Raw genomic sequence first — 12,711 nt, 5'->3', positions numbered from 1 at the left:
GGCCCTCGGCGGGCCTACCGGTAAGAATGACCGGTGACCGCAGACGAGACCAGCCCCGGCGCACAGCCCTTCGTGCCCACCGACGCCACCGGCCTCGCCGACCTGCGCGCCGGCGCCGCCCGATGTCAGGGGTGCGAGCTTCATTCCGACGCCAGTCAGGTGGTGTTCGGTCGGGGCGACGCCGCCGCCCGGGTGGTGATGGTGGGCGAGCAGCCCGGTGACGTCGAGGACCGGCACGGGCTACCGTTCGTCGGCCCGGCCGGCCGGCTGCTACGCCGGGCGGTCGACGACGCCGCGATCCCGGTCGACCAGATCTACCTGACCAACGCCGTGAAACACTTTCGTTTCCAGCTACGGGGCGGCCGCCGCATCCACCAGACACCCGACCGGATGCACATCGCCGCCTGCCGGCCCTGGCTGGTGGCGGAGTTCGCGATGTTGCGGCCGGAGGTCGTCGTGGTGCTCGGTGCGACCGCCGGTCAGGCCCTGCTGGGTCCGGGGTTCCGGGTGACCCGGTCGCGTGGCGTACCGATGCCGTGGCCCGACTCGGCGCCGCGGGCGGAGGATTTCCCGGCCGGCTCGGCCCAACTGGTGGCGACCATCCACCCGTCCGCGGTGTTGCGGGCCGACGATCAGGAGACCGCCTACCGTGGCCTGGTGGCCGACCTCGGCGTCGCCAGCAGACTGATCCGCGCCAGCCCACGTGGCGCCCTACCGGCAGGACGGGTGTGACCGTGTCGACCACGCCGCCGCCGGCACCGGCCACGCCGGTCGGCGACACCGCCCGCATCCAGCGACGCACGCTGCGACTGCTGTCCGGTACCCAGGTGATCGGCGGCATCGGGGTAACCATCGGGATCTCGGTGGGCGGGCTGCTCGCCGCCGACCTCGGCGGGGTTACCGTCTCCGGTCTGGCGCAGAGCGCGGCGGTGGTCGGCGGGGCACTGCTCGCCGTACCGGTCGTCCGGATCATGAACCAGTACGGCCGCCGTCCCGGTCTGGTGCTGGCCTACCTGGTCGGTGCGCTCGGTGGGGTGCTGGTGGTCGCCGCCACCGCGCTGCGCTGGGTGCCGCTGCTCTTCGTCGGCATGTTGCTCTTCGGCGGGGCCAGTACGGCCGGGCTGCAGGCCCGGTACGCGGCCGTCGACCTGGCCGAGCCGCACCGCCGGGGTCGCCAACTGTCCCTGGTGGTGTGGGCGACGACGATCGGTGCGGTCACCGCGCCGAACCTCGCGTCGGCGGCGGACCGGTCGGCCGGTGGCTTCGGACTGCCACCGCTGTCCGGTCCGTTCGTCGTCAGCACGGTGGCGTTCCTGATCGCCGGGCTGCTGGTACTGGTGTTACTCCGCCCGGACCCGTTGCTGACCGCCCGGCGACTCGCCGTCGTCGTACCGCGGCAGGCCTCAGCCGCCGATGCCGGTCGCACCCTGCCGGTGGCCCCGGCCGGTGCCGCCGGCCACCCACCGGCGCGGGCTGCCCGCGGTCTGCGGCCGGCGCTCGCGGTCGTCGCCATCCAACCGGCCGCGCGACTCGGTATCGCCGCTGTCGCGGTCGGTCACCTGGTGATGGTCGGGGTGATGGCGATGACGCCGGTGCATCTCGGCTCGGCGCACGCCGGCGACGACCTGTTGCGGATCGTCGGGCTGGTGCTGAGTCTGCACATCGCCGGCATGTACGCGTTCGCGCCGGTGGTCGGCTGGCTGACCGACCGGGCCGGTCGGCGCCCGGTGATCCTCGGCGGGGTCGGCTTGCTGGTCGCCGCGTGCGTGGTCGCGGGCACCGCCGGCCACGACGCGCCACGGCTGTCGGTCGGCCTGGTGCTGCTCGGCCTCGGCTGGTCGGGCACGATGGTGGCCGGATCGACGCTGTTGTCGGAGTCGGTGCCGGTCGACGTCCGTCCGTCGGTGCAGGGTCTGTCCGATCTGATCATGGGTCTGGCCGGCGCGGCGGCGGGAGCGGTCAGCGGCGTCATCGTCGGTGTCGCTGGTTTCGGCGTGCTGACCGTGCTCGCGGCGTTGGCGACGGTGCCGCTGCTGGGTCTGGCGCTGCGTCCGACGTCGGCACCCGCCCCGGCGGGCCCGGTACCGGCCGGTCCGGTGTCCACAGTGACCAATTCGGTGGACGGCTGACGTCGTAGGAGGGAAAGGTCGGAATGCGGTTGACGGACTTCTGGGGACGGTTGGACGAGGTCTTCGGTCCGGCGTACGCCCGCAGTATCGCTGTGGACCAGGTGCTGGCCCAGTTGGGCGGTCGGACCATCGCCCAGGCGTTGGCGGCGGGCGAGCAGACCGTGGTGGTCTGGCGTGCTGTCTGCGCCGCCTATCCGGATCGGGTGCCAGCCCGATTGCGCTGAACCGGTCCGGCGTCGCTCACTGAAAGTTGTTGCCTGGAAGCGGCACGTAAAATTGCGACGCTGTGCAATTGCTTGATGGCTCTGCGGTGGAAATCTGGTTGGCGTGTCCCCGCTCCAGTCGTACATCTGTTCGGCTATTGTCCACCCAGTGGTGCTCGTCCACAGGCTGCGGCCAGTCGGCTGTTTTCTGTCGGACCCAGCGCCTAGCGTGGCCGTGTGACGAGAAGCTCGGCCAGGACGCCTGGAAAGTCGGCAAACGTAGGGGTGGCAGCAATGGCGGCAGTGCCTGACAAGGAAAAGGCGCTCGATCTGGCGCTGGCTCAGATCGACAAACAGTTCGGCAAGGGCTCGGTGATGCGGCTGGGCGATCGGCCGGTGATCCAGACCGCGGTGATCCCGACCGGGTCCATCGCCCTCGACGTGGCCCTGGGTATCGGCGGGCTGCCCCGGGGCCGGGTGGTCGAGATCTACGGACCGGAGAGCAGCGGCAAGACCACGGTCGCGCTGCACGCGGTGGCGAACGCCCAACGCGCCGGCGGCATCGCGGCGTTCATCGACGCCGAGCACGCGCTCGACCCGGAGTACGCCAAGGCACTCGGCGTGGACACCGACGCGATGCTGGTCTCCCAGCCCGACACCGGTGAGCAGGCGCTGGAGATCGCCGACATGCTGATCCGGTCCGGAGCGTTGGACGTCGTCGTCATCGACTCGGTCGCCGCGCTGGTGCCGCGCGCCGAGATCGAGGGCGAGATGGGCGACAGCCACGTCGGCCTGCAGGCCCGGCTGATGAGTCAGGCACTGCGTAAGATCACCGGTGTGCTGAGCACCACCGGCACCACGGCGATCTTCATCAACCAGCTCCGGGAGAAGATCGGTGTGATGTTCGGCTCGCCGGAGACGACCACCGGTGGCCGGGCGCTGAAGTTCTACGCCTCGGTGCGGCTGGACGTACGCCGGATCGAGAGCCTCAAGGACGGCACCGACGTCGTCGGCAACCGGACCCGGGTCAAGGTCGTCAAGAACAAGGTCTCCGCGCCGTTCAAGCAGGCCGAGTTCGACATCATGTACGGCAAGGGCATCTCCCGGGAGGGCTCGCTGATCGACGTCGGCGTCGAGCAGTCGATCATCCGTAAGTCCGGCGCCTGGTACACCTACGAGGGCGACCAGCTCGGCCAGGGTAAGGAGAAGGCGCGCGAGTTCCTGCGGGAGAACCCGGACGTGGCCGCCGAGATCGAGAAGAAGATCCTGGAGAAGCTGGGTGTCGGGGTGCTCGGCGCGGACGAAGCCGGTGGGCCCGAGCTGCCGCCGGTCGACTTCTGATCCAGATGGCAGGGCGGCGTCGAGGTGCGTGGACGGGGCGGGGCTGGGATGCGGCTCCGCCCCGTCCACGCACGTCCCACATCGGGCAGCAGGACGACCCTGACGGACAGCCGGCCGAGTTGGCCGGCACCGCTGGACCGGTGCCACGCTCCGCCGGCCGTGGCACGGTGGCCGGCGGCCAGGAGATCGACGAGGCTCAGCGGGCGCGCGACATCTGTCTGCGTCAACTCGCGGCACGACCGCGGACCCGGGCCGAGTTGGCCGCCGCGTTGCGTCGTCGTGGCATCTCGGAGGAGACAACCCGGTCGGTGCTGGACCGGTACGACGAGGTGGGGATGATCGACGACGCGGCGTTCGCCCGGGCCTGGGTGTCCAGCCGGCATCACGGTCGCGGCCTCGCCCGGCGCAGCCTCGCCGTCGAGCTGCGCCAACGCGGAGTCGATCCTGAGACCGCCCGGGACGCTCTCGACGGGCTGGACGAGCAGACCGAGCTGGCCACCGCCGAGGAGCTGGTCAACCGTAAACTGCGTACCGCCCGAGGGGAGCCGGCGGCGCTCTTCCGGCGTCTGGTCGCGATGTTGGCCCGCAAGGGCTACTCGGCGGGCGTCGCGGTGCCGGTGGTGCGGGAGGCGCTCGCCGCACACTCCACCGAGGCTGCGGAATTCACCGAGTTGGTGGAGGAAGACGGGTTGATCGGCGACCTGCCCGACCCGGATGCCGGGCGTGGCTGGCCCACCTGACGAGATGTACTCCACCGCAGGATGTGCCAAATTTCCGACTCATCCTGCTGCGTCCTGAGCGTGGCAAGCTGGCAGTGAGCGCGTGGCTGCCCTGAGTTCCGCCATGGGTTCGATCATGAGTTCTTGACCGAACGGCCCCTCGCGACCTAGCCTCGCGTTACAGACGAACAACCGATCCGTCGTAGGCTAACCGCACAATATAGATCTCATAACAGTACGACATCACTTCGCAGCAGCTGAGTAGCCAGATACGTCGCCACCGGACAGGCCGGTCCGGTGGCCATGGCATGCGACGGCGGCACCACGCCGCTGTCACGAGGCACCGCGAGGGTGCCGTCTGGTCGATGGTCAGCCGCCACGGTCGGGCGTTCCCATAGCCGTGGCCGGCCGGAGCGACGGGCCTCCGGACGGGTCGACGGCGGACTGGAGGCGGTCATGGCGCAGCACAGGGACCCGGCGGGGCACGTGAGTGCCGGCGTGTCCGGAGCATCGGCATGACCGGGCTGGAGTGGGGGCTGTTCGCCGCCGTCGTCGTACTCGTCGGCGCGGTGTCCGCCGGGCTCGTCGTCGGCGCCCGTACCTTGCGCCGGCTGACGCCGCCCGGTCCGCCACCCCCGGCCGAGGACGACCCCGCGTTCGTCGCCGCCCGGGACCGCCACGAGCAGTCCCTCGCCGCGCTGCGTACCGCCGCCGACGAGGCCACCAGCGCCGTCGAGCAGGCCAAGACCGCCGCTGCCGCCGCCCGGACCGACGCTGCCGCAGCCAAGGCCGAGGCGACCGCCGCCCGCGCCGAGGCCCGCCGGGTTCTCGACGCGGCCCGTGCCGAGGCGGACACCGTGCTGGAACGCGCGCACCGACAGGCCGAGGCCGAGGCAGAGCAGGTCCGGTCCGCCGCCCGCCGCAGCGGCGAACGGGAGATCGCGATGCTGTCCCGGACGGTCAAGGAGCAGTCCGTCGAGCTGGACCGGCGCAGCCAGCGGATGGACGAGCGGGAACGGCAGCACACCGAGGAGGCCGACCGGATCGCCGAGCGGGACCGCCGGTTGAGCGCCACCGCCGCCGAACTCGCCGAGCGCAAGGCGGCACTGGCCGCGCGGGAGGCGGACCTCGCCGCCGCCGAGGAACGCTGGCGGCGGGAGCTTGAGCGGGTGGCCGGGCTCACCACGGAGGCGGCCCGCGGTGAGCTCGTCGAGGCGATTGAGAACCAGGCCAAACGGGAAGCCGCGATCCTGGTACGCGACATCGAGGCCGACGCACGCAACACCGCCGACCAACGGGCCCGGCACATCGTGGTGGACGCGATCCAGCGGGTGGCCAGCGAACAGACCGCCGAGAGCGTGGTCAGCGTGCTGCACCTGCCCGGCGACGAGATGAAGGGCCGGATCATCGGCCGCGAGGGTCGCAACATCCGGGCCTTCGAATCGGTGACCGGCGTCAACCTGATCATCGACGACACTCCCGAAGCGGTCCTGCTGTCCTGCTTCGACCCGGTCCGCCGGGAGGTCGGCCGGCTCACCCTGGAGAAGCTGGTACTCGACGGGCGGATCCACCCGCACCGCATCGAAGAGGTGTTCGAGACCGCCCGGCAGGAAGTCGAGCAGCTGTGTCACCGCGCGGCCGAGGACGCGCTCGTCGATGTCGGGATCACCGAGATCCACCCGGAGCTGGTCGCCCTGCTCGGCCGGCTGCGCTACCGGACCTCGTACGGCCAGAACGTGCTCAAGCACCTGGTCGAGACGGCACACATCGCCGGGGTGATGGCGGCCGAGCTGCGCCTGGACGTCGCTTTGATCAAGCGGTGCGCGTTCCTGCACGACATCGGCAAGGCGCTCACCCACGAGGTGGAGGGCAGCCACGCGATCATCGGAGCCGACGTCGCCCGCAAGTACGGCGAGGCCGAGGACATCGTGCACGCCATCGAGGCCCATCACAACGAGGTGCCCCCGCAGACCGTCGAGGCCGTGCTCACCCAGGCATCCGACGCCTGCTCCGGTGGGCGTCCCGGCGCGCGGCGGGAGAGCCTGGAGGCGTACGTCAAGCGGCTGGAGCGGATCGAGGAGATCGCCGCCGGCAAGATCGGCGTCGACAAGGTCTTCGCCATGCAGGCCGGCCGGGAGATCCGGGTGATGGTCAAGCCGGACGACGTCGACGACATCGGTGCGGCGGTGCTCGCCCGGGACGTGGCCAAGCAGATCGAGGAAGAGCTCACCTACCCGGGGCAGATCCGGGTCACCGTGGTCCGCGAGTCCCGGGTCACCGAAATCGCCCGCTGAACCCGTCCGGATCCGCTGACCCAACCCGCCGCCGCACGCAGCGATCTTGCCCCTCGACGGACAGTTCAGACGAACGCTCTCGATGACTGCAAGATCGTCGGAGGGGTCAGGGTGTGGGTGCGGTCGTACCGGCGCCGGCACCGGCACCGGGGCCGCCGCTCACAGACGGCTGCGGACCGACCAACGTCGACGCCGGTGGGGCGGCCGGCGGAAGCTGGCCGGAGCGCCGGCCCCGGGCCAGCATCCGTTGCGCGAACTCGGCGAGCCGCGACAGGGCGTAGTTCACCGCGATGAAGAGCACCCCGATCACGATGTAGACCTGGATCGGGTTGCGCAGGTTCTGGATGATCGTCCGGCCGACCAGCAACGTTTCCTGGTAGCCGATGATGAAGCCCAGCGAGGTGTCCTTGAGCACCACGATCAGCTGACTGATCAGCGCCGGCAGCATGATCCGGAACGCCTGCGGCAGCAGGATCATCCGGGTGGTCTGGAACGACGTCAGCCCGATCGCAGCGGCGGCCTCCCGCTGCCCGGAGGGCAGACCCTCCATGCCGGAACGAACGATCTCACCGAGGACGACGCCGTTGTAGATCGTCAGGCCCAGCACCAGGTACGGCAGCATCTCGTGGCCGAACGGCAGTGTGACCTCGAGACCGAGTTCGGGCAGTCCACGGGCCACGAAGAAGATGGTGATGACCACCGGCAGCCCACGGAACACCTCGACGCAGAAGCGGGTCACCGCGTTCAACACCCAGCTCAGCGCCCGCACTCCGATGGCCAGCGGCGTGGCCAGACCGACGAACCGGCGGCGCATCAGCGCCTTGAGCTGAATCCGCAGGATCGCCAGCGCGGTGCCGAACAGCAGCGACGACACGATCGCCAGGCCGGCGGCGATCAGGGTGGCGGCGATGCCGTCGCCGAGCAGCGCCCACACCTGGCCGAACACGTCGTCACCGGGGTCGATCAGCGGACCCCACTTGGCCATCGTGAACTGGTCACGTGCGGCCAGTGGCCGGTAGACGAAGAAGTAGCCGGCAGCCGCGGCGGCGACCGCCGACAGCACGCTGACGATCAGGGTGACCCGCCGCGCCCGTGGGCCGGGGGCGTCGTACAGCACACTCTGCTGGCTCACGATGCCAACCCTTCGTTCGCGGTGCCCGATCCCTGGTTCGCGGCTACGGGGCCGGACCCGTCGGCTGTGCTCACCGGGCCACCGCCCGGCGGCCCTCGACCCGGTCCAACAGCATGCCCAACGGCACGGTCATGATCAGGAAGCCGATCGAGATGCCGACGAAGACCGGGATGATCGGCTCGCCCAGGGCGCTGGTCAGGTTCTGGGCCGAGTTCGACAGGTCACCGACCACCCCGAAGAAGCCGGCGAGCGCCGAGTTCTTGATCATCGCGATGATGACGCTGCCCAGCGGGACGATCGCGGCCTTCCATGCCTGGGGGAGCACCACGTACCGCAGATTCTGGGTGAAGGTGAGGCCGATCGCGCGGGCGGCCTCCGCCTGACCGGGAGAGACCGCGTTGATGCCGCTGCGGATAGCCTCACAGACGAAGGCTCCGGTGTAGACGCTCAACGCGATCACCGCGAACCGGAAGTACGGCAGGTCGATGCCGAGCCGGCTGAAGATCGACGACAGGCCGGGGATCCGCAGGAAGTCGGCGTTGGAGCCGAGCGCCGGCAGCCCGAAGGCCGAGAAGAACATCACGATGGTCAGCGGCACGTTGCGGAAGATCGTCACGTACGCCCCGCCGAGCCACCGCAGTGGTGGCACCGGCGAGATCCGCAGGATCGCGATGAACGTGCCGATCAGCAGGGCACCGGTCGCGGACAGCACGCACAGCTGGAGGGTGAGCCAGAAACCTCCGACGAACACGTCGAAGTGGTCGACGAGCACTCTCACACGAAAGACCCTTCTTGCGAACCATCCGCCGGGACGACCGGCCGGTGCCGACCGGCCGGCCCGGAGCTGGAAGGCACCGGGCCGGCCGTGCTCGATCAGATGCGACCTCGAAGGTCAGTAGCGGTCGACCGCCGGGCCGGTCGGGGTGTTGTCGTCGAACTCACCCGCGGTGGACTCCCACGCCTGCGCGTAGGCGCCGTTCTCGTAGATCTTCTCCAGGGTGTCGTTGATGAAGTCGCGGAACGCGTCGTCACCCTTCTTGACCCCGATGCCGTACGGCTCCTCGGTGAACTGCTCACCGGTGAGCTTGAACTCGCCCTCGTTGGAGGCGATGAAGCCGAGCAGGATCACGTTGTCCGTGGTGACCGCGTCGACCTGGCCGCCGCGCAGCGCGTCGACGCACTTGTCGTAGATGTCGAAGAGCACCAGTTGCTCACCGGCGTTCGCCAGGTACTCCTGGATGTTCTCCGCCGGGGTGGAGCCCTGCACCGAGCAGACCTTCTTGTCGCCGGCCTCGAACGACTCCGGCCCGGTGATCGAGTCGTCGTCGGCGCGCACCATGATGTGCTGGCCCGCGACGTAGTACGGGCCGGCGAAGTCGATCCGCTCCTTGCGGGTCGGGTTGATCGTGTAGGTGGCCACCACGATGTCGACCCGGTCCTGCTCGAGGAGTTCCTCGCGGACCGCGGAGCGAGCCTCGACGTACTCGATGTCGTCGGCGGCGATGCCGAGCTCGCCCGCGATCAGCTTGGCGATCTCGACGTCGAAACCGGCGGGCGTGCCGTCGAGGCCCTGCAGGCCGAAGCCGGGCTGGTCGAACTTGGTGCCGACCACGAGCTTGCCAGCCTCGCTCAGCTCGGCCATGGTCGTGCCGGCCTCGAAGGTCGGGCTCTCCACCACGTCGGGGTTCTCACCGCCGGTGTCGTCCCCGTTGTCGCCACACGCCGCCATGGACAGCGCCAGTGCGGCCGCTGCGGCTACCGCCGCCATGCGTGAGATACGCATTGCTCAGTGATCTCCTCTACGTTGGGAAGCCGGCCGGATCGCGGTCGACTCCACGATGGATGAAATATCAGGTTTGTGAGAAAAGGTCAGTGGGTCAGGATCTTCGACAGGAAGTCCTTGGCCCGGTCGCTGCGGGGATTGGCGAAGAACTCGGCCGGCGGGGCGTCCTCGACGAGCTGGCCGTCGGCCATGAAGATCACCCGGTTCGCCGCGTGCCGGGCGAAACCCATCTCGTGGGTGACGACGACCATCGTCATGCCCTCGGCGGCGAGCGACGTCATCACGTCGAGCACCTCACCGACCATCTCCGGGTCGAGCGCGCTGGTCGGCTCGTCGAACAACATCGCCTTCGGCTGCATCGCCAACGCCCGGGCGATCGCCGCGCGTTGCTGCTGGCCGCCGGAGAGCTGCGCGGGGAACTTGTCCGCCTGGTTGGCGATCCCCACCCGGTCGAGCAGCTGCAGGGCTCGTTCCCGCACCGCTGCGGGCTTCTCCCGGCGCACCTTGATCGGGCCGAGCGCGACGTTCTCCAGAATGGTCTTGTGCGCGAAGAGGTTGAACGACTGGAACACCATGCCGACCTCGCTGCGCAGCCGGGCCAGCGCCCGGCCCTCGGCCGGCAGCGGCTGCCCGTCGAACACGATGGTGCCCGAGTTGATCGGCTCCAGCCGGTTGATCGCGCGGCACAGAGTGGACTTGCCGGACCCCGAGGGGCCGATCACCACGACGACCTCACCACGGTCGACGGAGAGGTCGACGTCGTCGAGCACGTGAAGTGGGCCGAACCACTTGTTCACCCCACTGAGCACGATCAGAGGTTCACTGGTCGTCACCGTCAAGCACCGTCCCTGTCCATGCACCGTCCCTGGGTCAACGGTCGGCCGAGGCCACCTCACGTCTGTCCCGCCACTTTAGGCGGGGCAATGTGTCGGAAGGCAACTCAAATGGTCACGGAGCGGTAACACACCCCGCGTAGCGGCGACGGTGCCGGCAACATGATCGTATGGCGATTGCACCGTTTCGCGCCGCGCTGTGGAACTGGTCCACTGATGGACCACTTGTCCCCGGTCAGGTCCGAGCCACCCTCGCGTCGATCCTCGGCCGGCCGGTGGTCGCCCTGGACACCGTGCCGGCCGAGCAGTTCCCCGACGGCGCGGTGCTCTGCGACGTGTGGCAGGGAGCCGGCGAGTTCCCGGTCGGCGTCGACTGCTACGCCGTGCCGGCGGAACTGCCGGAGACCCTGGTCCTCGCCGCGTTCGCCCGGCGGGTGCGGCGCCGGTGCGTACTGCCGGACGACACCCTCGACCCCGGCCGGCACCTGCTGGTGTCCCCGGACGGCACACTGCGCCCGGTGCACCTGGACATCGAGCCGACCAGCTACGGGGACCGCCGGGCCAACCTGCGGTTGTGCAGCCTCGCCGACCCCGGCTGCCACAACGGGGTGTCCTGCGGCGCGTCGCGCTGGGGACCGGATTCGGTGGTGCCAGCCCGCCGCGCCGCCTGAGAGCGTCGGCATCCGCCGGGCCGGGTCCGCCGGTGCCGAGCGGGCACCACCCGAGGCTGCCGGCGTCCGGCGGCTGCCGGCTACGCTGTCTCGTGTCATGACTACCAGCGCAGCACACGCCCGCCACTCGCGTACCTATCAGGTGCGCACCTACGGCTGTCAGATGAACGTGCACGACTCCGAACGGATCTCCGGGCTGCTGGAGGCGGCCGGATACCTCCGGGTGGGGGAGTCCGACGATCCGGACGTCGTGGTCTTCAATACCTGCGCCGTGCGGGAAAATGCCGACAACCGGCTGTACGGCAACCTCGGCCAACTGCGTCCGGCCAAGCAGAAACATCCGCAGATGCAGATCGCGGTCGGTGGCTGCCTGGCGCAGAAGGACCGAAGCGAGATCGTCCGCCGGGCACCCTGGGTGGATGTCGTGTTCGGCACCCACAACATCGGCGCGTTGCCCGCGTTGCTCGACCGCGCCCGGCACAACGCCGCCGCCGAGGTGGAGATCCTCGAATCGCTGGAGGTCTTTCCCTCCACGCTGCCGGCCCGCCGGGAGTCGACCTACGCCGGCTGGGTGTCGATCTCCGTCGGCTGCAACAACACCTGCACCTTCTGCATCGTGCCCGCGCTGCGTGGCCGGGAGAAGGACCGTCGCCCCGGTGACGTGCTCGCCGAGGTGCGGGCGCTGGTCGACGAGGGTGTGCTGGAGGTGACCCTGCTCGGCCAGAACGTCAATTCCTACGGCGTCGAATTCGGCGACCGCCTCGCTTTCGGCAAGCTGCTGCGCGCCTGCGGCGGCATCGACGGTTTGGAACGGGTCCGGTTCACCAGCCCGCACCCGAAGGACTTCACCGACGACGTGATCGCCGCGATGGCGGAAACCCCGAACGTCTGCCATTCGCTGCACATGCCGCTGCAGTCGGGGTCGGACACCGTGCTGCGGGCGATGCGGCGCTCCTACCGGGCCGAGCGCTATCTCGGCATCATCGACAAGGTTCGCGACGCGATGCCGGATGCGGCGATCACCACCGACATCATCGTCGGTTTCCCGGGGGAGACCGATGACGACTTCGAACGCACCCTGGACGTGGTCCGGGCGGCCCGGTTCTCCTCGGCGTTCACGTTCCAGTACTCCATCCGGCCCGGTACCCCGGCCGCCGAGATGCCCGGCCAGGTGCCGAAGGCGGTGGTGCGGGAGCGCTACGACCGGCTGATCGCCTGCCTCGAGGAGATCACCTGGGCGGAGAACCGTCGGCTGCTCGGCAAGACCGTCGAGGTGCTGGTGGCGGTCGGCGAAGGACGCAAGGACGACCGGACCGGGCGGCTGTCCGGGCGGTCCCGGGACGGGCGGCTGGTGCACTTCGCCGCCGGCGGCTTCGCCGGGCGGATCCGCCCGGGTGACATCGTCGAGACGGTGATCGACTACGCCGCGCCGCATCATCTCAACGCCGACGCCGAGCCGGTCGCGCATCGCCGGACCAGGGCCGGCGACGCCCACGAGGCAGGACAGGCACCCCGTACGGGTGGGGTGCTCCTCGGCCTGCCGACAGTTGGTGAGCCGCCACCCGCACGGCTTGCCGCACCGGGCTGCGACCGCTGACAACACGCG

The 12,711-nt window shown here is 69.9% G+C and carries 12 protein-coding genes; 8 read left to right on the top strand and 4 right to left on the bottom strand.

Annotated features, from left to right (window positions below; genetic code table 11):
* The first annotated feature begins 33 nt into the window (after positions 1–33).
* From ACFHVL_RS00220 to rny, 6 genes are all read left to right on the top strand, one after another.
* Positions 34–732 carry a UdgX family uracil-DNA binding protein gene (locus ACFHVL_RS00220; RefSeq protein WP_416624452.1) on the top strand — a complete coding sequence of 233 codons (699 nt, stop codon included), beginning with the start codon at positions 34–36 and terminating at the stop codon, positions 730–732.
* Between the two features lie 2 nt (positions 733–734).
* A complete protein-coding gene (locus tag ACFHVL_RS00215; protein ID WP_416624451.1) occupies positions 735–2,129 on the top strand; it encodes an MFS transporter in 1,395 nt (464 codons plus the stop codon).
* Positions 2,130–2,152: 23 nt separating this feature from the next.
* Complete coding sequence (locus ACFHVL_RS00210) at positions 2,153–2,353, top strand: DUF3046 domain-containing protein (protein WP_416624449.1); 201 nt, start codon at positions 2,153–2,155, stop codon at positions 2,351–2,353.
* A 273-nt stretch (positions 2,354–2,626) separates the two neighbouring features.
* The gene (recA, locus tag ACFHVL_RS00205; RefSeq protein WP_416624447.1) at positions 2,627–3,673 is read left to right on the top strand and encodes a recombinase RecA; all 1,047 of its coding nucleotides are present in this window, start codon (positions 2,627–2,629) and stop codon (positions 3,671–3,673) included.
* Between the two features lie 5 nt (positions 3,674–3,678).
* Complete coding sequence (locus tag ACFHVL_RS00200; RefSeq protein WP_416624446.1) at positions 3,679–4,413, top strand: regulatory protein RecX; 735 nt, start codon at positions 3,679–3,681, stop codon at positions 4,411–4,413.
* Between the two features lie 494 nt (positions 4,414–4,907).
* Positions 4,908–6,686 (top strand): ribonuclease Y, encoded by a 1,779-nt coding sequence (rny, locus tag ACFHVL_RS00195; RefSeq protein WP_416624444.1) that lies wholly within the window; start codon positions 4,908–4,910, stop codon positions 6,684–6,686.
* Positions 6,687–6,792: 106 nt separating this feature from the next.
* Here rny and ACFHVL_RS00190 read toward each other — a convergent pair whose 3' ends face one another.
* The 4 genes from ACFHVL_RS00190 to ACFHVL_RS00175 all read right to left on the bottom strand — a co-directional run bounded on the left by ACFHVL_RS00190 (position 6,793) and on the right by ACFHVL_RS00175 (position 10,434).
* Entirely contained in the window at positions 6,793–7,821 is a 1,029-nt protein-coding gene (locus tag ACFHVL_RS00190) for an amino acid ABC transporter permease (RefSeq protein WP_416624703.1), read from the bottom strand.
* A 67-nt stretch (positions 7,822–7,888) separates the two neighbouring features.
* Complete coding sequence (locus tag ACFHVL_RS00185) at positions 7,889–8,596, bottom strand: amino acid ABC transporter permease (RefSeq protein WP_416624442.1); 708 nt, start codon at positions 8,594–8,596, stop codon at positions 7,889–7,891.
* A 114-nt stretch (positions 8,597–8,710) separates the two neighbouring features.
* Positions 8,711–9,601 (bottom strand): glutamate ABC transporter substrate-binding protein, encoded by an 891-nt coding sequence (locus ACFHVL_RS00180; RefSeq protein WP_416624440.1) that lies wholly within the window; start codon positions 9,599–9,601, stop codon positions 8,711–8,713.
* Positions 9,602–9,687: 86 nt separating this feature from the next.
* Entirely contained in the window at positions 9,688–10,434 is a 747-nt protein-coding gene (locus tag ACFHVL_RS00175) for an amino acid ABC transporter ATP-binding protein (protein WP_326554759.1), read from the bottom strand.
* A gap of 170 nt (positions 10,435–10,604) precedes the next feature.
* On the opposite strand from ACFHVL_RS00175, the gene ACFHVL_RS00170 reads away from it, so the two are divergent.
* Both ACFHVL_RS00170 and miaB read left to right on the top strand, forming a co-directional pair.
* Positions 10,605–11,105, top strand: coding sequence for a hypothetical protein (locus ACFHVL_RS00170; protein ID WP_416624439.1), 501 nt, complete (start codon positions 10,605–10,607; stop codon positions 11,103–11,105).
* 97 nt (positions 11,106–11,202) lie between these two features.
* Entirely contained in the window at positions 11,203–12,702 is a 1,500-nt protein-coding gene (miaB, locus tag ACFHVL_RS00165) for a tRNA (N6-isopentenyl adenosine(37)-C2)-methylthiotransferase MiaB (RefSeq protein ID WP_416624438.1), read from the top strand.
* The last annotated feature ends 9 nt before the right edge of the window (positions 12,703–12,711 follow it).

Source organism: Micromonospora sp. LOL_023 (assembly GCF_048060115.1).
Lineage (GTDB): Bacteria > Actinomycetota > Actinomycetes > Mycobacteriales > Micromonosporaceae > Micromonospora_E.
This window is presented reverse-complemented; position numbering and strand designations above follow the sequence as displayed.

Coding starts and splice junctions, on each gene's coding strand:
- ACFHVL_RS00210 (WP_416624449.1), top strand. CDS start 2,153: ATGCGGTTGACGGACTTCTGGGGACGGTTGGACGAGGTCTTCGGTCCG.
- recA (WP_416624447.1), top strand. CDS start 2,627: ATGGCGGCAGTGCCTGACAAGGAAAAGGCGCTCGATCTGGCGCTGGCT.
- ACFHVL_RS00200 (WP_416624446.1), top strand. CDS start 3,679: ATGGCAGGGCGGCGTCGAGGTGCGTGGACGGGGCGGGGCTGGGATGCG.
- rny (WP_416624444.1), top strand. CDS start 4,908: ATGACCGGGCTGGAGTGGGGGCTGTTCGCCGCCGTCGTCGTACTCGTC.
- ACFHVL_RS00180 (WP_416624440.1), bottom strand. CDS start 9,601: ATGCGTATCTCACGCATGGCGGCGGTAGCCGCAGCGGCCGCACTGGCG.
- ACFHVL_RS00170 (WP_416624439.1), top strand. CDS start 10,605: ATGGCGATTGCACCGTTTCGCGCCGCGCTGTGGAACTGGTCCACTGAT.
- miaB (WP_416624438.1), top strand. CDS start 11,203: ATGACTACCAGCGCAGCACACGCCCGCCACTCGCGTACCTATCAGGTG.